Raw genomic sequence first — 22,266 nt, 5'->3', positions numbered from 1 at the left:
TGCCGTTTATACGGCTATTTTTACCTCTGGCAGGGATGAAAATGCGATACCAAATCGTATCGGTTAGCATCCTAGCAAGCACGCCCGAGAAAAAATACGTTTTCCCTCTGATTCGCCCCACTAATCTTTCAGGCTGTGATCGCTACCGCAAGAAAGGGAAATTTTAGTAACGCCGGACTATCGGTTTCTGCATCGAACGCCATATCCAGACCGCCACAACCGCCAGAATCAACCAAGGTAGCAGCTTAATCATCATGACGAATAAGCCACCCACCATCATAAAAGCAGCAGCCACCAGCAATGCAGCGAAGATCCCTAACAGGGAAATACCGGTTACCATCAGCATGATAAAAAAGCCGATAACAAAGAGAATTTCAAACATGGCTGGCTCCTTAATAAGGGTGTATGTCCCACAACCACATCATTAAATATAACGAACAAATCGGGGATTTTATAAGAAGTATTACAAGAAGCATGCCAACTTTAACATATCGGCTAATTCATTGAATTTACTGATTAAGTAATATTAATGCTTACCAGAAAAATGGATAGGCATGGTCAATTTGACTAACTTATAGCTAATTTACTATTCTATTATACCCAAAGTAATTGGCGTCGCAGGTAGGCAGCAAGTGAACGCATCCCGATGAGCTTACACAGTCAAGTGATTTGGGTGACAAATCTGCCGGGAGCAGATTTGAACGCTGCTTGCAGCGGCCTCGCGATGCGAGGCCCACCGGATGGGCCGAGTAACTAGCGTAGCTAACAACCCTGCGACTTCAAGGACGAAGGGTATAAGGCCGAGTGACCAGCGCTAAGGCTTGCTCTACTACAGCAACGCCAGCACCAGGCTTATGGGCATTTTCGCTTAGATGACGACGCCATTGGCGCGCACCAGGAATTCCCTGAAAAATCCCAAGAATATGCCGGGTGATGTGGCCCAAATAAGCGCCGCGAGACAACTCCTGTTCGATATAAGGATAAAGCGCTTCAATCGCCTTAATGCTATCGACCACTGGGGCATTCACATCAAATAGTTCGCGATCCACTTGGGTCAAAATGCTTGGATTTTGGTAGGCTTCACGGCCCATCATTACCCCATCAAGATGTTTAAGATGCTCTTTGGCTTCAGCCAGCGTTTTCACACCACCATTAATGGCAATAGTCAGTGTTGGGAAATCACGCTTGAGCTGATAAACCCGCTCATAATCCAGCGGTGGCACTTCACGGTTCTCTTTCGGGCTAAGCCCTGAGAGCCAGGCTTTGCGAGCATGAATGGTAAAGATATCGCATTCGCCACGGTCCGCCACCGTTTGCACAAACTCGCACAAGAACTCATAGCTATCCAGTTGGTCAATGCCGATACGAGTTTTAACGGTGACAGGAATAGAAACCACATCGCGCATAGCTTTAATGCAGTCAGCGACCAGTTCAGCCTCACCCATCAGGCAAGCGCCAAAACGACCATTTTGTACCCGATCAGACGGGCAACCCACATTTAGGTTTATTTCATTGTAGCCGCGTTGTTCAGCCAATTTGGCACAATGGGCCAGCGCCTGCGGGTCACTGCCTCCAAGTTGCAGTGCCACCGGATGATCCTGTTCGCTATAAGCCAGATAGTCAGCTTTACCATGAATAATGGCACCGGTGGTGACCATTTCGGTATATAACAAGGTCTGCTTGGTTAACAAACGATGAAAATAACGGCAATGACGATCGGTCCAATCGAGCATCGGCGCGACGGAGAAACGTTGTAGAGGGTAGTGTGGCTTATTGGCCGGGGTGCTGGAAAAAGTCTGGGCTGCGTGCATTTACGGTGATTTCATCGGTTATTATTTCATCAAATACCCTTTGAAGTTGCCCGCCGAGCGAACCCTACAAAGGGATGGAATGACTAATTATACCATAGAAGCTGACCATAGCTGCCTGTGTGATAATTGAACTCTACGACTGATCGTTCTGTCATCGAATCCTGTGAATTAACAAAAGTGTGATACCCACCTTCCCCTCGTTTTTTCACCTCTCGGCGATTAACGCTAAATATGGTAAAATCAATTCAATTCAAATGCTGCGGGATGGATATAATGAAACCTATCGATGAGGAAAAGCTGCTGGCTCAGGCTGAAAGTCTGTGTCAACAACGTAACGTCCGGCTGACACCGCAGCGTCTTGAAGTACTACGCTTAATGGCACAACAACCTGGCGCAATCAGTGCCTATGACCTGTTGGATTTGTTGCGTGTGTCTGAGCCACAAGCCAAGCCTCCAACTGTTTATCGCGCATTGGATTTTTTGCTGGAGCAAGGGTTTATTCACCGCGTCGAGTCGGCTAATAGTTATGTGTTATGTCATCATTTTGAAGAGCCAACCCATACTTCAGCGCTATTTATCTGTGATCGGTGCAAAATAGTCACTGAACGCACCACAGTGGGCATTGAAGAGGCATTGGCACAGTTAGCAAAACAATCAGGTTTTGTACTGCGTCACAGTGTGGTTGAAGCGCACGGTTTATGTGCTGAATGCGGGGAAGTTGAAGCATGCGAAAGCCATGAGCATTGTGACCATGACCACTCTATTGTCACTAAAAAGAAATAGCTGCGTACCTAATTGAAGTTGCTGCAATGTTAGCTGCTCTACAATTACTTTAGATATAAATCCCTGGTGGGTATATATCGGTTAATAAAAAGCAGGCTGCCGCGAGCAATGCGACAGGGTAATAATTAATAATAAGGCACATCCGTGTGCAGACGTAGATATAAATACAGATTAGCTAGAATAGCTTTTATTAAAATAACCTCACCGCTTCAGTATAATTGGAGTTGATACACCAATAACAAGACGGGGTTGATTAACAATACATATTCTATGAAACGAGAAACCCGATTAATTTATATCAATATCAATTTAATTCCATTTAATGCTGTTACCAGCGATATTTGCTGTGGTCTTCCCAGGCTTTGACTTCTTTCTCGGCTTGCTCTTTCTGATAGCCGTATTTCTCCTGGATTTTACCCACTAGCTGGTCACGCTTACCTTCGATTACCGTTAAGTCATCGTCAGTCAGCTTGCCCCATTTTTCTTTCACTTTACCTTTAAACTGCTTCCAGTTACCGTCGGCTTGATCTTTATTCATAATATCTCCGTTACCTTGGGATTAGTCAGTTTATTTAATTCAATACGATAAACATTCTCTATTGAGAAAAACAACCACATTTAAATTAGTCACTCACAGTCATAATTTAAAATTAAACTTCGTTGTTTCGCTTACCGTACGAATAACTATAGCAGAGGATACTAGCAATTAAAGCCAGGATAATATTAATCACTGAGATTATAGCTATAAAGTAAAAATAAGCGCTGATATTATTCAGTTAAAACAGTAGGTAATAACTTATTGTCGGAATCGTCTCAATCTAAATAACTTTTCCATACTTGGAGCTGTAGCAGGCTAGCTGTACTTGTTACTTGGCTCCTTCCCAGACATCACCTCTGAGAGGCTGCTGCAAGCAGCATTCAAATTTTCTCCCCGCAGATTTGTCATCCGAATCATCGAGTTGTCGTTAGCATTGATCAGAATTAGCGAGCTTCTTTGCGGCTGCCTACCTGCAACGTCAATTATTTTGGGTATCTGAATCGTTTAATGGGGTCATTAATAATAAAAAGCCGCTCCTGAGCAGGAACGGCTTATCAGTTCAATATAAAACGCTAATGTTAGATCCAGTCGCCATTACGGATAACACCGACGGCCAATCCTTCAATGGTAAAGCTTTGTTCGCGCAGATCGACAATAATCGGTTGGAACTCACTATTTTCTGGCAGAAGCTGTACGATATTACCTTGTTTTTTCAAGCGTTTTACCGTCACTTCATCATCAATTCGTGCCACGACCACTTGCCCGTTACGCACATCTTGCGTTTTATGCACCGCTAATAGGTCGCCATCCAGAATACCGATATCTCTCATCGACATCCCATTAACCCGCAACAGAAAATCTGCACTCGGTTTAAACATTGATGGGTCTACTTTGTAGTGCCCTTCGATATGCTGCTGTGCCAGCAAAGGTTCACCTGCGGCAACCCGACCAATCAGTGGCAGGCCGTCTTCTTCTTCCATCAGCAAACGAATGCCACGGGAAGCGCCAGAAACAATCTCAATGACGCCTTTACGGGCCAGTGCTTTTAAATGCTCTTCAGCGGCGTTAGGAGAGCGAAACCCCAGACGCTGCGCAATTTCGGCACGGGTCGGTGGCATGCCGGTTTGCGCTAGGTGATCGCGAACCAGGTCATAAACCTCTTGCTGTCTGGTAGTAAGTGCTTTCATTCCGCCCCCTGTTTGTTTATACAGTCTTGCTGTGAGTATATACAGGTATGCGGGTGTTGGGAACCAAAGAGTGAATAAAAACAGGGATTAATCACAGCTTATTTCTGCGGCATTGTTCGGCATAACGTTAACCAGCATGCTGCCAAAGTACGGTTATCCAAACAAATAACGCTAACAAGATAGCGAGGAATACTGCCGCGGACCCCATATCTTTGGCGCGGCCCGATAGCTCATGGAACTCACTGCCAATCCTGTCCACTACCGCCTCAATCGCACTGTTAATGACTTCGATAATGATCACTAAAACCACGCTACCAATTAATAAAAGGCGTGCGATAGCATCTACATCCAGCCAGAAGGCCAGTATGATAGCGATTATGGCAGCAACAGCTTCCTGACGAAATGCCGCTTCGTTTTTCCAGGCAGCCGTTAAGCCTTTCACAGAATAACCGGCCGCTTTATAGACTCGGGCCAGCCCTGTTGATTGATTCGCCATGTTTTATTGCCTTTATCTTAAGTTAATGATGATTTTTGCCGCTTTCTGTTGTCTTATCACCACAGATCTCAAAACCAGTTTCTGGTATCCTTGCGACGAATTGCTAACAAGAGGCTTCATGTAGTTATGTCAGGTTGGCGTAAAATATATTATAAGTTATTGAATTTACCACTTAAAATGTTGGTAAAAAGCAAGGTTATTCCGGCAGACCCTGTGACTGAGTTAGGGCTAGACCCCTCTCGTCCTATTCTGTACGTTTTGCCTTACAATTCTAAGGCTGATTTGCTGACTTTGCGAGCGCAGTGTCAAGCACAAGACCTGCCCGACCCATTGATTCCATTGGAAATCGATGGCGTGCAACTGCCCAGCCATGTGTTTATCGATAATGGCCCGCGGGTCTTTCGCTACTACGCGCCTAAACAGGAATCGGTAAAGCTGTTCCACGACTATCTGGATTTGCACCGCAATAATCCCGAGTTAGATATCCAGATGTTACCGGTTTCCGTGATGTTTGGTCGTTCGCCGGGGCGTGAAGGCCACGGAACACCCCATCTGCGCGTGCTTAACGGAGTGCAAAAATTCTTCGCGGTATTGTGGCTGGGTCGCGATAGTTTTGTGCGTTTCTCTACCACAGTTTCACTGCGCAGGATGGCCAGCGAGCACGGTACCGATAAAACTATCGCCCACAAACTGGCTCGCGTAGCGCGGATGCACTTCTCCCGTCAACGCCTGGCAGCGGTTGGCCCTAGTCTGCCTGCCCGGCAGGATCTGTTCAAAAAGTTGCTGACCTCAAAGGCGATTGAAAAGGCCGTCGCCGATGAAGCGCGGACCAAGAAAATCTCCCATGAGAAAGCACAGCAAAATGCCATTACGCTGATGGAAGAGATCGCAGCCGACTTCTCATATGAAGCCGTGCGTCTCTCTGACAGAGTATTGAGCTGGACGTGGAACCGTTTGTATCAAGGTATTAACGTCCATAATGCAGAACGGGTGCGGCAGTTGGCGCAAGATGGCCATGAAATCGTCTATGTGCCTTGTCATCGCAGCCATATGGATTATCTGCTGCTCTCCTACGTGCTTTATCATCAAGGGCTGGTGCCGCCGCATATTGCCGCCGGGATTAACCTTAACTTCTGGCCTGCCGGGCCTATCTTCCGCCGTTTGGGCGCGTTCTTTATTCGTCGCACCTTTAAAGGCAACAAACTCTATTCAACGGTTTTCCGCGAGTATTTAGGTGAACTGTTCACCCGTGGTTATTCAGTTGAATACTTTGTTGAAGGAGGGCGCTCACGTACCGGCCGCCTGCTGGAGCCAAAAACCGGCACACTGTCGATGACCATTCAGGCGATGTTGCGTGGTGGCTCACGTCCAATCACTTTGGTGCCGATTTATATCGGTTACGAACATGTGATGGAAGTGGGTACCTATGCCAAAGAGCTGCGTGGTGCGACCAAAGAGAAAGAGAACCTGTTGCAGATGCTGCGGGGCTTGCGCAAGTTGCGTAACCTCGGTCAGGGCTATGTCAACTTTGGTGAACCGATCCCGTTGACCACCTATCTGAACACCAATGTACCGCAATGGCGTGATGCCATTGATCCGATTGAAGCTCAGCGCCCAAGCTGGCTAACACCGGCGGTAAATGATTTGGCCGGTAAAATCATGGTGAGAATAAATAATGCGGCAGCAGCGAATGCCATGAACTTGTGTTCTACCGCATTGTTAGCCTCACGCCAGCGTTCACTCACCCGTGAGCAGTTGCTTGAGCAACTTGATTGCTATCTGCAACTGATGCGTAATGTGCCGTATGCGAAAGATGTCACTGTGCCGGATAAAACACCGGAAGAGTTACTTAATCACGCCTTGAATATGAATAAGTTTGAGGTGGAGAAAGACAACATTGGTGACATTATCATCCTGCCACGGGAACAAGCCGTGCTGATGACCTATTATCGCAATAATATCCAGCACTTACTGATGCTACCGTCACTGATAGCCAGCATGGTGATGTACCACCGCCGCATTACCCGTGACGAATTGTTGCGCCAAATCAGTATGATTTATCCGATGTTGAAAGCTGAACTGTTCCTGCATTACAGCAAAGAGCAGTTACCACAGACGCTGGACACGCTGATAGATGAACTGGCCCGCCAGCAGTTGATTTGTGACAAAGGGACCGAACTAGTGCTGAATCCGGCCCGAATTCGCCCACTGCAATTACTGGCCGCCGGTGTGCGGGAAACCCTGCAACGATACGCGATTACCCTGTCGCTGCTCAGTGCCAATCCGAGCATTAACCGTGGGGCGCTGGAGAAAGAGAGCCGTATCATGGCGCAGCGATTGTCTGTTCTGCACGGGATTAACGCACCAGAATTCTTCGATAAAGCGGTATTTTCAACACTGGTCGGTACCTTGCGCGAAGAGGGTTATATCAGTGACAGTGGTGACGCGGTTCAGGAACATACGTTGGAAGTTTACAATATGCTGAGTGCGTTGATGACGCCGGAAGTGAAACTGACTATCGAGAGTGTCAGTATGCCAGCCGAAACCAGCAATCAACGGCCAGAATCCGAGGCAGAGGATAAATCGGAAGATTGATTCCTCAAGACGCTAAACAAAAATGGCCGGATTCATCATCTGGCCATTTTTTTGACTGTTTTCCAGAAACGTATTTACTGCCAATAACTAATCAGAATCCCTAAAAACAACACCAGCCCTACGTAATTATTATTCAAAAACGCACGGAAGCAGGCGTCGCGGTCACGCTGCACAATCATCTTTTGTTGGTGGATAAACAAGGCACCCGCCAGCAGGATTGACCAATAGAATGCGCCGCCCAACCCCATCAGCCAGCCGATAGCAACCATCAACACCAGTGTAGCCAGTTGCAGCAAACCTATAATCAGCTTGTCATGTTGACCAAATAAAATCGCCGTGGACTTAACCCCAATTTTCAGGTCATCGTCGCGATCAACCATTGCGTATTGCGTGTCATAAGCGACGGTCCAGCAGATGTTCGCCAGCAATAACAGCCAACAAACCAAGGGTAAGCTCTCACTCACCGCAGCGAATCCCATCGGAATTGACCAACCAAAAGCTGCGCCTAATACCACTTGGGGTAGATGAGTGACCCGCTTCATAAACGGATAAATCCAGGCTAACGCCAATGCTGCCAATGATAACCAAATGGTCATGCTATTAAGGGTTAACACCAGACCAAACGAGAGCAGTACCAATACCACAAACAGGATTTTGCTCTCTCGTTCACTGATAATACCACTGGGTAACGGGCGGGATGCCGTGCGTTTTACAAAGCCATCAATATTTCGGTCAGCATAATCATTGACGACACAACCAGCCGCACGCATAAAAAATACACCCAACACAAACACAATCAGTATTTTGGTTTCTGGGATACCCTGTCCCGCCAGCCATAATGCCCACAGCGTCGGCCACAATAGCAATAACGAGCCAATAGGCTTATCAATCCGCATTAAACGGCAATAAGCCTGCCATTTGGTCTGAACAGTACTTCCCTTCAATTTATCCATCTCCAAAATCTTACTACGGCTTAAACCGCATACAGTGGCGAGGCCGGTAAAAAAACTTCCGTCAGTAACAGGGGTTTGCCTGACAGACGCAGCAATGAGCGGCGCGCCCAAAGTTCATTCTGCCGCCCCACTTGAATATAATCACGGCTTAAATTGTCCCCACCAAATAAATAGCGCCCGAGTGGGAGGGTGCCCAAATCCACCAGCGCCCTATCTGGGCCAGACAGTGTCTGCTCGGGGATAACCGTGCGACCAAGCAGCCAGGGTTCATTATCACCACACAAAATGATTTCCCGTAGCCAATAGCGTTCGCTTACAGGTAAGTGTTCTGCATCTTCCCCTAACTCATTACGCGTAATAAAGCATTCTCGCTGGGGTTCGACATGGACTCGTTGGCAATATTGCTCAAAACGCCGGGTCATCGACCCCAATTCCATCAACCAATCAGCGATATCAGCAGGAAAATTGGGCTGGTCAATGGCACACCATTGGATAGGTTTTATAATTGATGCATCGCCGGTAGACATCTAGCTTGCTCCCTGCCGGGGAGAAAAGACTCTCCCCGCTAATTCGTAAAGAAGGGGACATTGTAGCGCAGATTGAGGATCCCGCGACATCAGGTTACTTTTTATTATGACCAACAAAGGACGTAATTTTATCGAATTGTTTTCTATTATTGATGAGTTAGGGGAACCCATCCCTTATAACGGATAATTGCCGCACCAGAGTTATCATGCCGACTGGGCGGCCTGAAGTACATCTCAAGTAAATCTGCCGCCTCTTGTCCAGAAAGGTAGGTATTGTCTCCCTGGGTGATCAGCTCAGGAGTCAAATTTTCATATAATTGTCTTATCTTCGGCACCATTGAATTAAGCTGTTCTACATTTATTAAATTTGTATCAAAAACGTATAATCCTTCTTTGTTGGCAGTTTGCACGATGGTAATAACATGCCCCCTCTCAGGAAAAAATAAAATGCTTTCACCGGGTTTTAAACTGCTAATTTCCGCTTTTATCGTCTGCAAATCGAAGGGATAGACAATCATTCAATTGATGATATCGGCGCAAGCTCAATCGCATGTCTTTTACATTCTCACTTAATCTTTTTCTTTCTGGCAAAAAACTAAATAAGTGAGTTTGAGATTTAAAGCAGAATTAACCACAACAGGGTGTCGCGAAGATAACCAATAGCAAAACGAGGCGTTGCGAGCGGCAGTAGCTGTACATAAGACCCAACGAAAAAAGGTGCGCCAAAGCGCACCAACCATCTAGCCATATTCGGCAGTGCCGGGATTTAACCCTTGCCTTTTACACTACCAATAAAGGTTTTTCGGGCTGAAGTTGAGCCCAAATGTTCCGCTTCGTTCAACAATTTCAGCGCCTTATCGACATCACCGGCTTTCACCGCATCTTTAATCGCCTGGTTGAAGTAGTTTTCAGTCTCACTCAGCATTGGCTCCGCAGATTTTATCGGTGCGGGTACTGCGGCTGGCGTAGGTTGAACCGCGCTGCCTACCACGACTGGAGCCGAAGCCGGTGCTGACTGTATTAAGCCAATCATAACGTTGCCCATCCCCTGCTCAGCAGTGGCCTTGATTTTCAGGTTGCCTGTCGGGGTGTGTTTAGCGATTGGATCTGGAATATCCGGTACCGCATTACCGACACCCATGGCATAAGCTTTGGCTGGGTCCAGCAGCTTGGTGGTTTTTGCCAAATCGTCACGGGTGGTGTAAACCAGCAAATAAATTTGTTTCTGGCCCAGTGCCGGGGTCAGTTTCATCACCCCTTGCAGACGATCACTGGTCATAATGCCCGCTTTTTCATAAGTGAAATAGCTGGACGGATAGTAAGCCGCTGGGCGCATTTGCTCGTCCAGCACTAAAACGCTAGGGGAAAAAAGCTGATTATCAGTCACTAAACTGCTAAGTGTAATCTCCATCGATCCACGATCGGCGGGTAAAGCAAAAGCGGCAACAGCCCCTTCAACATTCCCTTGAGAGATTTGTGGACTCGCCGCAGTCAGTTTGATGTCCTGCGTAGTCGGTGGCACTAATGGCTGCCATGGTAACTGCTGTAAGGTGGCGGTACTGATCGTCGGCGCGATAGAAACATTCGCCGGAGAAATAGTTGACTCTGCTTGCACCGCCAGAGGTGCTGTAACCCCTAAAGCCAATGCCAGACAAAGTGACAGTAGATTCTTTTTCATTGTTATTACCCTCATACATTGAGCGTCAGCGCTAACTGTGCACAGGCAAGGTCGGCAGAGTTAACCAAATCCCCGTCATACTTCAAGCTGCATGGGCGTTGGCTGCAACTCGAATTATTTAGGGCATCTCACTTTTCTTGTTTAAACAATCAAACAGCCGCCCCAAAGGGCGGCTGCATCATGCTGTTACCACCAAGCTTCGAATTGCGCACCAAAGGTGACTTCGTTGCTCTTACCGCGGCTATCAGTACCGATAGTCCCGTTTTGTGCCAGACCGTTGTCCGCGCTACCGCTGACATCGTTATAGCCCCACTTCTCATCCCAGTTGGCATAAGTTGCGAAGACACGAATTGCCGGGCGTGACCAGATGCTATCGCCTGCCTGCCACTGTTGTGCCAGGGTCAGTTTGTACTGGCCGTTACGGTCACCGGTACGTTGTGACTTAACATTGTCGTAGCCTGCTTCCAGCAAGGTACTCATGATTGGGGTCCATTTGTACATCGGACGCACCCCCACGCTGTACCACGTGGTGCCGTTTTGGTTGTCCCAGTCAGTGTCCTGATACAACGCGACGTACATCATGTCCCACTTCTCAGCCAGGTTGATGGCACCGTGGTCGATAACACGTAATCTGTTACCGTTGTTATTAACGTTTGCACCTTCAGAGTGACCTGATTGTGATGATGTCATTGAATCTGTTGCGTATTGCACCACGAACTTGTTAAAACCACCCATCATGCTTTGGGTATGTTCAACCGTCAGCATGACACCATCTTTAGAGGCATCAGGAGCTAACGCGTAGTCGTCCTGAGTATTGGCGCGGCCATAATCCACACCAAACTCCAAGGTGCCGCCTGGGTTAGTTTCTAAACCGGCTAAACGCACATCGAACACATCATTAGCAGTGTGGTCAGCATCTTTACGGGCATTATCGATCCAGGCACTTGAACCACCCGCTTCTGAGTTACGGGTTGCTGCCAGAGATAACTTACCGAAGCCCAGATCAATAGCTTCTACACCTGCACCTGGACCTGAAATATCCCAGTAGTAGAAGTCAATCATATGGACGTCATGACGTTGATAGAAGCGTTTACCGGCCCACATGGTGGAACCCGGTAACCATTCGATCAGGTTTTTACCCTGCACGTTAGCCTCACGGAATGCAGGAGATGTTGACTCCCAGTCATTCTGTTGTGAAACGGAATACGCCACGTTGGTATCGAAGTAGAAGCTCTTGTCGCCTTCTTTCCACAATTCCTGGCCTAATTTAATTTCCGCATACGTTTCACACTCGTTACCCAGACGGTATTTACTTTGGGCGCCAGTGGCTTTGAAACATTGCTGTTCGCCACCGCTTCCTGTCCAACCGATACCGGAACGTGCATACCCGTGGAAATCAACGGCCATAGCTTGAGTAGAAAGAACACCAGCGGCAACAGCCAGTGCTATCGGTAACTTGCGCAGAGTAGTCATCAGTAATCTCCTGTTATATTTGCCTGTCGGCATGCGTGCTTTACATTCTGCTGTGGCTAGACGCCCAGTTCCTGGTACAACCGCTTACACGCAGTGCCGTCCTCACGGAACAGATGACAGCGTTGCGGCGGCAGGCCAATAGCGAATGTTGCACCTTCTTCTACCAGCACCACGTCGTTCTGGCGGTAGACCAGGTTCTGACGTATTGCCGGGATTTGGATGTGAATTTGAGTTTCATTACCCAGTTGCTCTACCACCTGAATCTCACCTTCCAGCGTGACTTCAGAGGCACTGCTTGGCAGCAGATGTTCCGGGCGAATACCCAAAGACATATTTGCACCGACCTGAACCTGAGTACCTTCCACCGGCAGCCACACTAACTGGCCATTTGGATTTGGCAGTTCAATCTGTACCTGACGAGGTTCAACGGCGGTCACTTTAACCGGTAAAAAATTCATTTTTGGCGAGCCGATAAAGCCCGCAACAAAGCGATTAGCTGGGTAGTGATACAGCTCCAGCGGCTTGCCGACCTGCGCAACATTGCCGGCATCCAGCACCACAATCTTGTCTGCCAGCGTCATCGCTTCCACTTGGTCATGGGTGACGTAAATCATGGTGCGTTGCAGGCGCTTGTGGAGGCGCGAGATCTCAATGCGCATCTGCACCCGCAGTGCCGCATCCAGGTTGGACAGGGGTTCATCGAGCAGGAATACATCCGGCTCAGCGACCAGTGTCCGGCCAATTGCCACACGCTGGCGTTGACCACCGGATAGCGCTTTTGGCCGCCGGTCCAGCAGGTGAGCCAGTTGCAGCACTTCGGCTACCTGATTCACCCGTTGGTTAATTTCGGCTTTCTTCGCACCCGCCAATTTCAGGCCGAACGACATGTTCTCTGCTACAGACAGATGGGGATAAAGTGCATATGACTGAAACACCATGCCAATACCGCGTTCAGACGGCGGCACTTCGTTCATCCGCTTGCCACCAATCAGCAACTCACCCGAGGTTATGTCCTCAAGACCGGCAATCATCCGCAGCAGCGTTGACTTTCCACACCCTGATGGGCCAACAAACACCACAAACTCACCGTCATCGATTTCCAGATTGATATCTCTGGAGATCACCGCCTCACCAAAGGCCTTATAAACGCCGCTCAGCGTTACATTAGCCATCTGTTACTCCTTTGCTTACGCAAACAACTTTTCATATGAACCTGAATGAAGAAAAATGGCGGAAGCAAACCCCGGCATAAACCATCGATTACTCCCAGCCCCTGATGACTCTCGCACTGCGCGTCGTACCGCCATGCTTAGAGCAGGTTGCCTCGGACGACGTCGCGGCCTGAGTATAGGGCTGCACATTGCTTAACGCTTCAAGGTGCTGATCTGTCTGGGTGATAATTAACCGAACAACCACATTTTGTTGGCGACGGTGTTTCAATGCTGCCGATAGTGCGCGAGTGGCACTATTTGGTAATCATCCGTAACAAAGTTTTTCATGGGGGAGGAGATGGGAGGATGAGGGAACGACCCGCGTGGGCAGAAGTTCCACTGGAAAGACAAATACGTGATCTGGCTTGCAAATTTCGACCTGCATTATTGTGTCTGACACCACAGAATAGGCAGCAGTGTTAACTGGGTCACAATAACCTGCTGGGGGGCGTAGAGGGGGGGAGGATGATGGTGTATCCGGTTGTGACTCAATATGTCGGCGTAGTGTTTTGGTCAGTGTAATAAATAATTTGCAGCCCAACATTTTTGCAGCGCTGCCACACCCTCCTCACTTAGTGATTCACGGCTACACCAGCCTGAAAATGGGCTACAGAATTCGCAGCTAATGATTCACAAGAAAGTCGATACCCACAAAATTGGATAAAAGGATTGGATTATGACTCGCAGCTTCACAAAATCCGGCATTGGTAAGACCGCACGTGTTTTGGCTCTTTCAGCATTAGCCACGCTGGTGCTCTCTTCCTCTGCTTTTGCCAAGATTGAAGAAGGTAAACTGGTTATCTGGATCAATGGCGATAAAGGTTATAACGGGTTGGCGGAAGTCGGTAAGAAGTTCGAGAAAGATACCGGCATCAAAGTCACTATCGAGCATCCAGATAAATTGGAAGAAAAATACCCGCAAGTGGCTGCCACTGGCGATGGCCCGGATATTATCTTCTGGGCTCATGACCGTTTTGGCGGTTACGCACAATCCGGTTTACTGGCTGAATTGCACCCTTCTAAAGCCTTCCAAGACAAACTGTTCCCGTTCACTTGGGACGCCGTTCGCTTTAATGGCAAACTGATTGGTTACCCGGTCGCGGTTGAAGCACTGTCGCTGATTTACAATAAAGACTTAGTGAAAGAAGCACCAAAAACGTGGGAAGAAATCCCAGCGCTGGATAAAACCCTGCGTGCCAATGGCAAGAGCGCCATCATGTGGAACCTGCAAGAACCCTACTTCACCTGGCCGGTTATCGCCGCTGACGGTGGCTATGCCTTCAAACTCGAAAACGGTGTATATGATGTGAAAAACGTTGGCGTGAACAATGCTGGCGCGAAAGCGGGTCTACAATTTATTGTCGATTTGGTGAAGAACAAGCACATCAATGCCGATACAGATTACTCCATTGCAGAAGCGGCCTTCAACAAAGGCGAAACAGCAATGACCATCAATGGCCCATGGGCATGGTCCAACATTGATAAGAGCAAAATCAATTACGGTGTGACCTTGCTGCCAACCTTCCACGGCCAGCCATCCAAACCGTTCGTCGGCGTGTTGACTGCCGGTATTAACGCCGCCAGCCCGAATAAAGAACTGGCAACTGAATTCCTGGAGAACTACCTGTTAACTGATCAGGGTCTGGCTGAAGTGAATAAAGACAAACCTCTGGGCGCAGTAGCACTGAAATCATTCCAGGAACAACTGGCAAAAGATCCACGCATTGCTGCCACCATGGATAACGCCACCAAGGGTGAAATCATGCCAAATATTCCACAAATGGCGGCTTTCTGGTATGCCACCCGCAGTGCGGTACTGAACGCCATCAGCGGGCGTCAGACAGTTGAAGCGGCATTGAACGACGCAGCAACGCGTATTACCAAATAACAGTTTCACCTGCAAAAGGGCACGATTCGTCGTGCCCAACACCACTTGCTGCAACACGATAACCATACTCAAAGTAATTGACGTTGCAGCAAGGCAGCCAATGAACGACAAGTTAGCTGAAACTAATTTGAACAGCATTTTATGCTGGCCCGTAGGGTGAGCCTCAAAGAGGCTTATTAATCCCGATAAGCTTACACAAGTAAGTAATTCGGGTGAGCGAGAGCAGCTAACACCGCTGCGACTTCAAGTACGAAGAGTATGAAGGGAGTTTTATGCAGTTATCCCACACCGAGTTCGAAAGTCATAAAAAGAAAACCGCCTGGTGGCAAAGTGATGTGCTTAAATGGCTGATTATCGGCACATTAAGCCTATTTACCTGCTATTTGATTGTGTTGATGTATGCTCAGGGTGAATATCTTTTTGCCATCGTGACGCTAATTTTGGTGAGTCTGGGGCTGTATGTCTTTGCCAATCGTCGCGCCTATGCCTGGCGCTATGTTTATCCCGGCGTGGCAGGTATGGGGCTGTTTGTGCTGTTCCCACTGATTTGCACTATCGCCATCGCTTTTACCAACTACAGCAGTACCAACCAATTAACCTTTGAGCGTGCCCAATCAGTATTAATGGATCGGCAGTTTCAGACCGGTAAAACCTTTACCTTTGGCCTTTATCCCGGTGATAACCAATGGCGTTTGCAGCTTACCAACCCTGATGACAGCTCTGTTCTGATTTCCGCGCCTTTCAGCCTTGATACGACGGGTGAGAAAAAAGTCACAGTTGCCCCCACCAGCACTGAACAGACTGGCGAACGCGCGTCACTGCGTATCATTACTCAGAATCGCCAGGCACTCGCTGAGTTGGTGGCACTGCTGCCCAGTGGTGGCGAACTGCGCATGAGTTCACTGCGCCAGTTTTCAGCGACCAGCCCGCTCTATAAACTGGGCGCTGACGGTAAAGAACTGCTCAATCAGCAAACCGGGGTTATCTATCGGCCAAACCCTGATGTCGGTTTTTACCAAGCCATTAACGCCGACGGCCAGTGGCAAAACGAAAAACTCAGTCCTGGCTTTACCGTCACTATCGGCTGGAAAAACTTCCTGCGGGTGCTGCATGATGAAGGGATACAGAAGCCTTTTATCTCCATCTTTATCTGGACCATTATTTTCTCGCTACTGACCGTGGTACTGACCGTTGCCGTCGGTATGGTTTTAGCTTGTGTGGTGCAATGGGACTCGTTGAAAGGTAAAGCGGTTTATCGCGTGCTGTTAATACTGCCCTATGCGGTACCATCGTTTATTTCAATCTTGATTTTCAAAGGGTTATTTAACCAAAGCTTTGGTGAAATCAACCTGATGCTAAGTAGCCTGTTTGGCATCAAGCCCGCCTGGTTCAGTGACCCCATTACCGCGAAAAGCATGATTTTGATCGTCAACACCTGGCTCGGCTATCCCTACATGATGATTCTGTGCATGGGGCTACTCAAAGCGATTCCCGAGGACTTATATGAAGCCTCGGCAATGGATGGCGCAGGCCCGTTCCAGAACTTCTTCCGCATCACGTTGCCACTGCTGATTAAGCCGCTGACGCCGCTGATGATTGCCAGCTTCGCCTTTAACTTTAACAACTTTGTGTTGATTCAGTTATTGACCAATGGCGGCCCGGATATGATTGGCACCACCACGCCAGCAGGCTATACCGACTTGCTGGTCAGCTACACCTACCGCATTGCCTTTGAAGGGGGCGGCGGCCAGGACTTTGGCTTGGCGGCAGCGATTGCCACCCTGATTTTCATTCTGGTCGGCGCGCTCGCGATACTGAATCTGAAAGCCAGCAAAATGAACTTTGACTAAGGAGGAGATGCAAATGGCAATGGTTCAACCTAAATCCCAGCGTTTGCGTCTATGGGGCACTCATTTTCTGATGTTGTGCTTTATCGCGCTGATTATGTTCCCGTTGCTGATGGTGATTACCATCTCGCTGCGGCCTGGTAACTTTGCGACCGGTAGCTTGATCCCGGATCAAATTTCATGGGAACACTGGAAACTGGCACTGGGTATGAGTGTGACTCATGCTGATGGCAGCGTAACCCCACCACCATTCCCGGTGATGTTGTGGTTATGGAACTCCATCAAGATTGCGGTCATTACCGCCATTGGGATTGTCACGCTCTCCACTACCTGCGCTTACGCCTTTGCTCGCATGCGTTTTCGCGGTAAAAGCACCCTGCTGAAAGGCATGTTGATCTTCCAGATGTTCCCAGCAGTGCTGTCGCTGGTGGCGTTATATGCATTATTCGACCGTATCGGGCAGTATCTGCCATTTATCGGGCTGAATACCCACGGCGGGGTCATTTTTGCTTATATGGGCGGTATTGCCCTGCACGTCTGGACCATCAAAGGCTATTTCGAAACCATTGATAACTCGCTGGAAGAAGCCGCAGCACTGGATGGCGCGACCCCATGGCAAGCTTTCCGACTGGTGCTGTTACCCCTGTCGGTGCCGATTTTAGCCGTGGTGTTTATTCTGTCGTTTATCGCCGCTATCACCGAAGTCCCAGTGGCATCGCTGCTATTGCGTGATGTGAACAGCTACACGCTGGCAGTGGGTATGCAGCAATATCTGAATCCGCAAAACTATCTGTGGGGCGATTTCGCCGCTGCTGCGGTGCTGTCTGCCATTCCCATCACCGCAGTCTTCCTGCTGGCACAACGCTGGCTGGTAGGTGGCTTAACGGCAGGTGGGGTGAAGGGTTAACGATATCATCATTCAAAATTTCATCACCCAATACCCAAAGTAATTGGAATTGTAGCAAGGCAACAAACGAGTGACTAATCGGTTGAAAACCGATTTGAACAGCATTTATGCTAGCCCGCAGGGTGAGCCTCTTTGAGGCTCATTAATCCCGATGAGCTGACTTAGGTCAGTGATTCGAGTGAGAGAGTGCAGTAAACAAAGCTACAATTTCAAGTAAGAAGGGTATTTTTTCCCTCTGGTACTGTGTCTTTAGGGCGGCCGTAATGGCCGCCATTTTTATTCTCTTTTTAATCTTTCGGTATTGGCCAAATACAAGGTCACCACCAGCAACAATATCGAACCGGAATAAATTAACGTATCGATCGGGTTTTCATGATCAACGATGATCAGGCGGATAATCGCGGTGATCCCGATATAGATAAAATAGCGCAACGGGAAGTGATAACCCGACTCAAAATACTTAACAATCAACGCAATAAACTCAAAGTACAGGAAATAAATTACAATCCCTTCAATCAGCATGTAAGAAGATGCATCCTGATTATTGACGAATAAGACCTTACCAAGATGGAAGGTTTCTTTTATCAAAAAGACCACCAAAATAGCGGCCAATGCAATCAACCCCACATTCAGTAAACGCTGTAGATTTTTGGCTATCCATTGAGAACGCGAATTTTTGGCCATAAATACTCCCATTGAAAGTAGGTGAAATAATCCGGGCCGAAAAAAAGCCCCTTACTGGGTAAGGGGCTAATAAGCACGGATCAAAGAGCTTAAGCCCGCAAGCTTAACGCCAGTTCTTGAAACGGTTAATCAACGCATTGGTAGAACTGTCATGACTGGTTACGTTTTTATCATCTGCCAGTTCTGGCAAGATACGGTTAGCCAGTTGTTTACCCAGCTCTACACCCCATTGGTCGAAGGTATAGATATTCAGGATAATCCCTTGGGTGAAGATCTTGTGTTCATACAGCGCAATCAATGCACCCAGGCTGAACGGTGTAATTTCACGCAGCAGGATGGAGTTGGTTGGGCGGTTGCCTTCAAACACTTTAAATGGCGCGACATGAGCCACTTGCTCAGGGGTTTTGCCTGCCGCAGCAAATTCAGCTTCAACTTCTGCCAGTGATTTGCCAAATGCCAGTGCTTCGGTTTGGGCAAAGAAGTTCGACAGCAGCTTGGCGTGATGATCACTCAGTGGGTTATGGCTGATAGCCGGTGCAATAAAGTCACAAGGAACCAATTTGGTGCCCTGATGGATCAACTGATAGAACGCATGTTGGCCGTTAGTACCTGGTTCACCCCAGATAATAGGGCCGGTCTGGTAATCAACCGGATTACCGTTACGATCCACATACTTGCCATTAGACTCCATATTGCCCTGCTGGAAGTAAGCCGGGAAACGGTGCATGTACTGATCGTAAGGCAGGATAGCTTCGGTTTCTGCGCCGAAGAAATTGTTATACCAGATGCCGATCAATGCCAGCAGGATTGGTAGGTTGTGCTCCGCAGACGTTTCGGCGAAGTGTTTATCCATGGCATGCGCACCACTCAGCAGTTGTTCGAAGTGTTCGAAACCAACCGACAGCGCGATAGATAAACCAATGGCGGACCACAGAGAGTAACGGCCACCAACCCAATCCCAGAATTCAAACATATTGTTGGTATCAATACCAAACTCACCCACAGCTTTGGCATTGGTCGACAATGCAGCAAAGTGTTTGGCGACATGTTCCACAGAAACCGCAGTAGACAGGAACCAGTCACGCGCACTGTGGGCGTTTGTCATGGTTTCTTGGGTGGTGAAGGTTTTTGATGCCACCAGGAACAGCGTGGTTTCTGGGTTCAACGGTTTCAACGTTTCAGCAATATGGGTGCCGTCAACGTTTGAAACGAAATGCATATTCAGATGATTTTTGTACGGGCGCAGTGCTTCAGTCACCATGTAAGGGCCGAGATCTGAACCGCCGATACCGATGTTCACCACATCAGTAATCGCCTTGCCGGTATAACCTTTCCAGTCACCGCCAATCACGCGGTCACAGAACTGTTTCATTTTAGCCAGCACTGCATTCACTTCTGGCATCACATCCTTGCCATCCACCACAATCGGGGTGTTACTGCGGTTACGCAAAGCAATATGCAGTACCGCGCGGTCTTCAGTGCGGTTGATTTTTTCACCGGAAAACATGGATTTAATTGCACCGGCCAGATCAGTTTCCTTCGCCAGAGCTTGCAGCTTTTCCATGGTTTCGCTGGTAATGCGGTTTTTGGAGAAATCCACCAGCATTTGATCATTAAACGTGGCTGAAAACTTGTTAAAACGCTGGTCGTCCTTGGCAAACAGACTGCTGATGGTGACATCTTTCATCTGCTCAAAGTGTTGCTGTAACGCTTTCCAGGCAGCGGTTTGACTAGGATTAATATTTTTCATAGCGGCGCTCTTCTAGGCTTAAGGATAATGAAACGAATGGGTTAATTGTATCCTGTTCGGGTGTGATTGAGATCTCTTTTCTTGCGATAGGTGTTATCTCTCGAAACAACACTTGATCTCATCCCTGTTTTCGCAGTGTGTCATTGTCTAACAGTATCTATTGCCAAAGTAATGGTAGTGGCAGCAAGCGAACGACAAATCGGTCGGGAACCGATTTGAACCGCAGTTATGCTAGCCCGCAGGGTGAGCCTCAAGGATGAGGCTCATTCATCCCAATGAGCTTACTCGGGTAAGTGAACGTAACTAACACTCCAGCAGCTTCAAGTACGAAGGGAATAGTCAATTTAGTGATATCACAGCGCATATTATTAAAGATGAAAATACCTCATAGCCATTTCATTGACAGAAAGTCGATAACCCGTTATTTCCTTGTACAGAGATAAATACTGATGACCCCCAAGATGGCATCCCTGATACGAGGTTTTTTTAGATGATTCAAGCAGCACCCCAGCAGAGCCGCAGCGCCCCTTCTGCGACCGTGGTTGCCAAATTTGGTGGCACCAGCGTGGCAGACTTTGATGCCATGAGTCGCAGCGCCGATGTGGTTTTATCGAACCCGGACGTTCGTTTGGTTATCTTGTCAGCTTCGGCTGGCATTACCAATCTGTTGGTCGCCCTTGCCGATGGCTGTGAGCCTGAAAAGCGTGAACTTCATTTAGCAGAAATTAGTCGAATTCAATCCGATATTCTAGCCAAACTCGGCAATCCGGTGGTTATCCGCGATGAAATTGAACGCATGCTAGAAAACATCGCCATGCTGTCTGAAGCAGCCAGTCTGGCAACGTCTGCGGCGTTAACCGATGAACTGGTGAGTCACGGCGAATTGATGTCTACACTGCTGTTTGTCGAGCTAATCCGCCAGCGTCAGGTGGCAGTGGAATGGTTTGATGTACGTAAAATCATGCGAACCAATGACCGTTTTGGTCGTGCTGAACCGGATACCCATGCGCTGTCTGAATTAGCCCAAACGCAATTGGCCCCGCGTATCGCGCAGGCCATTGTTGTCACACAAGGTTTTATCGGCAGTGAAAGCAAAGGGCGCACCACTACCCTTGGCCGTGGCGGTAGCGATTACACCGCCGCGTTACTGGGTGAAGCACTGAATGTTGGCCGCATTGATATTTGGACAGACGTCCCTGGGATTTATACCACCGATCCACGGGTGGTTCCGGCAGCAAAACGCATCGATAAAATTGCTTTCGAAGAAGCGGCTGAAATGGCGACATTTGGTGCCAAAGTCTTGCATCCTGCCACCTTGTTGCCAGCCGTGCGCAGTGATATTCCCGTGTTTGTCGGCTCAAGCAAAGACCCAGCGGCTGGCGGCACCTTAGTCTGTAATGAGACCGAGAGTCCACCACTGTTCCGTGCCTTGGCATTGCGCCGCAAACAGACGCTGCTGACCTTACATAGCCTGAATATGTTGCATGCACGTGGTTTTCTGGCGGAAGTGTTTAATATTCTGGCGCGCCACAATATTTCAGTTGATTTGATAACCACCTCTGAGGTGAGTGTCGCGCTGACTCTTGATACGACAGGTTCGACATCAACGGCGGGCAGTCTGTTGACCACCTCACTGCTGACTGAACTCTCCTCGCTATGTCGGGTTGAAGTGGAAGAGAATCTGGCGTTGGTGGCAATTATCGGCAATAACCTGTCGCAAGCTTGTGGCGTCGGTAAGGAAGTATTCGGTGTCCTTGACCCATTCAATATCCGCATGATTTGCTATGGCGCCAGCAGCCATAACCTGTGCTTCTTGGTGCCAGGGAATGATGCTGAGAAAGTGGTGCAAACCCTGCATCACAATCTGTTTGAGTAACAATTTATTTGAATAATACGCTGTTTGAATAACACGGCTTGAGTCAGAGTAAAAACTAACTA

At 48.3% G+C, this 22,266-nt stretch carries 19 protein-coding genes and 1 pseudogene; 6 read left to right on the top strand and 14 right to left on the bottom strand.

Annotated elements, in window-relative coordinates:
• Window positions 1–163: 163 nt before the first annotated feature.
• Window positions 164–382 (bottom strand): envelope stress response protein PspG, encoded by a 219-nt coding sequence (gene pspG / locus Q2T71_RS20680; RefSeq protein ID WP_083162129.1) that lies wholly within the window; start codon window positions 380–382, stop codon window positions 164–166.
• 397 nt (window positions 383–779) lie between these two features.
• On the bottom strand, window positions 780–1,811 hold the full coding sequence (gene dusA, locus Q2T71_RS20675; RefSeq protein WP_372560374.1) for a tRNA dihydrouridine(20/20a) synthase DusA: 1,032 nt from the start codon (window positions 1,809–1,811) through the stop codon (window positions 780–782).
• Between the two features lie 273 nt (window positions 1,812–2,084).
• Here dusA and zur point away from each other — a divergent pair, with 273 nt between their 5' ends.
• The gene (gene zur / locus Q2T71_RS20670) at window positions 2,085–2,594 is read left to right on the top strand and encodes a zinc uptake transcriptional repressor Zur (RefSeq protein WP_372560373.1); all 510 of its coding nucleotides are present in this window, start codon (window positions 2,085–2,087) and stop codon (window positions 2,592–2,594) included.
• A gap of 328 nt (window positions 2,595–2,922) precedes the next feature.
• Here zur and Q2T71_RS20665 read toward each other — a convergent pair whose 3' ends face one another.
• The 3 genes from Q2T71_RS20665 to Q2T71_RS20655 all read right to left on the bottom strand — a co-directional run bounded on the left by Q2T71_RS20665 (window position 2,923) and on the right by Q2T71_RS20655 (window position 4,815).
• A complete protein-coding gene (locus tag Q2T71_RS20665; protein WP_004391853.1) occupies window positions 2,923–3,132 on the bottom strand; it encodes a CsbD family protein in 210 nt (69 codons plus the stop codon).
• Between the two features lie 578 nt (window positions 3,133–3,710).
• Window positions 3,711–4,319, bottom strand: a complete 609-nt coding sequence (gene lexA, locus Q2T71_RS20660; RefSeq protein ID WP_005191485.1) for a transcriptional repressor LexA — start codon at window positions 4,317–4,319, stop codon at window positions 3,711–3,713.
• A gap of 127 nt (window positions 4,320–4,446) precedes the next feature.
• Window positions 4,447–4,815, bottom strand: a complete 369-nt coding sequence (locus tag Q2T71_RS20655) for a diacylglycerol kinase (RefSeq protein ID WP_083162113.1) — start codon at window positions 4,813–4,815, stop codon at window positions 4,447–4,449.
• Between the two features lie 126 nt (window positions 4,816–4,941).
• On the opposite strand from Q2T71_RS20655, the gene plsB reads away from it, so the two are divergent.
• The gene (plsB, locus tag Q2T71_RS20650; protein WP_372560372.1) at window positions 4,942–7,410 is read left to right on the top strand and encodes a glycerol-3-phosphate 1-O-acyltransferase PlsB; all 2,469 of its coding nucleotides are present in this window, start codon (window positions 4,942–4,944) and stop codon (window positions 7,408–7,410) included.
• A 74-nt stretch (window positions 7,411–7,484) separates the two neighbouring features.
• Here plsB and ubiA read toward each other — a convergent pair whose 3' ends face one another.
• From ubiA to Q2T71_RS20615, 7 genes and pseudogenes are all read right to left on the bottom strand, one after another.
• Window positions 7,485–8,354, bottom strand: coding sequence for a 4-hydroxybenzoate octaprenyltransferase (gene ubiA / locus Q2T71_RS20645; RefSeq protein WP_083164025.1), 870 nt, complete (start codon window positions 8,352–8,354; stop codon window positions 7,485–7,487).
• Between the two features lie 29 nt (window positions 8,355–8,383).
• Entirely contained in the window at window positions 8,384–8,890 is a 507-nt protein-coding gene (gene ubiC, locus Q2T71_RS20640) for a chorismate lyase (protein ID WP_372560371.1), read from the bottom strand.
• Window positions 8,891–9,036: 146 nt separating this feature from the next.
• Complete coding sequence (locus tag Q2T71_RS20635; protein WP_372560370.1) at window positions 9,037–9,408, bottom strand: hypothetical protein; 372 nt, start codon at window positions 9,406–9,408, stop codon at window positions 9,037–9,039.
• 248 nt (window positions 9,409–9,656) lie between these two features.
• Entirely contained in the window at window positions 9,657–10,568 is a 912-nt protein-coding gene (gene malM, locus Q2T71_RS20630) for a maltose operon protein MalM (protein WP_372560369.1), read from the bottom strand.
• Window positions 10,569–10,754: 186 nt separating this feature from the next.
• Window positions 10,755–12,041: a maltoporin gene (locus tag Q2T71_RS20625; RefSeq protein WP_083162103.1), complete on the bottom strand. Its 1,287-nt coding sequence runs from the start codon at window positions 12,039–12,041 to the stop codon at window positions 10,755–10,757.
• A gap of 56 nt (window positions 12,042–12,097) precedes the next feature.
• Entirely contained in the window at window positions 12,098–13,213 is a 1,116-nt protein-coding gene (gene malK, locus Q2T71_RS20620; protein ID WP_005191494.1) for a maltose/maltodextrin ABC transporter ATP-binding protein MalK, read from the bottom strand.
• 15 nt (window positions 13,214–13,228) lie between these two features.
• Window positions 13,229–13,457, bottom strand: a pseudogene (locus Q2T71_RS20615) (hypothetical protein).
• Window positions 13,458–13,928: 471 nt separating this feature from the next.
• On the opposite strand from Q2T71_RS20615, the gene malE reads away from it, so the two are divergent.
• From malE to malG, 3 genes are all read left to right on the top strand, one after another.
• Window positions 13,929–15,140, top strand: coding sequence for a maltose/maltodextrin ABC transporter substrate-binding protein MalE (gene malE / locus Q2T71_RS20610; RefSeq protein ID WP_083162101.1), 1,212 nt, complete (start codon window positions 13,929–13,931; stop codon window positions 15,138–15,140).
• Between the two features lie 272 nt (window positions 15,141–15,412).
• Window positions 15,413–16,990 (top strand): maltose ABC transporter permease MalF, encoded by a 1,578-nt coding sequence (malF, locus tag Q2T71_RS20605; RefSeq protein WP_372560368.1) that lies wholly within the window; start codon window positions 15,413–15,415, stop codon window positions 16,988–16,990.
• A 13-nt stretch (window positions 16,991–17,003) separates the two neighbouring features.
• On the top strand, window positions 17,004–17,894 hold the full coding sequence (gene malG, locus Q2T71_RS20600; RefSeq protein WP_032907691.1) for a maltose ABC transporter permease MalG: 891 nt from the start codon (window positions 17,004–17,006) through the stop codon (window positions 17,892–17,894).
• A 276-nt stretch (window positions 17,895–18,170) separates the two neighbouring features.
• Here the strand turns inward: malG and psiE are convergent, their stop codons facing one another.
• Window positions 18,171–18,578 carry a phosphate-starvation-inducible protein PsiE gene (gene psiE, locus Q2T71_RS20595; protein ID WP_004705335.1) on the bottom strand — a complete coding sequence of 136 codons (408 nt, stop codon included), beginning with the start codon at window positions 18,576–18,578 and terminating at the stop codon, window positions 18,171–18,173.
• A 103-nt stretch (window positions 18,579–18,681) separates the two neighbouring features.
• Complete coding sequence (gene pgi, locus Q2T71_RS20590; RefSeq protein ID WP_372560367.1) at window positions 18,682–20,328, bottom strand: glucose-6-phosphate isomerase; 1,647 nt, start codon at window positions 20,326–20,328, stop codon at window positions 18,682–18,684.
• A gap of 490 nt (window positions 20,329–20,818) precedes the next feature.
• Between pgi and lysC the strand changes: the two genes are divergently transcribed.
• Window positions 20,819–22,204: a lysine-sensitive aspartokinase 3 gene (gene lysC / locus Q2T71_RS20585; RefSeq protein WP_372560366.1), complete on the top strand. Its 1,386-nt coding sequence runs from the start codon at window positions 20,819–20,821 to the stop codon at window positions 22,202–22,204.
• Window positions 22,205–22,266 lie beyond the last annotated feature (62 nt).

It is taken from the genome of Yersinia sp. 1652 StPb PI (assembly GCF_041538345.1).
Taxonomy (GTDB): Bacteria; Pseudomonadota; Gammaproteobacteria; order Enterobacterales; family Enterobacteriaceae; genus Yersinia; species Yersinia enterocolitica_E.
Note: the sequence above shows the minus strand (reverse complement) of the source record. Positions and strands in the feature narration are given on the sequence as shown.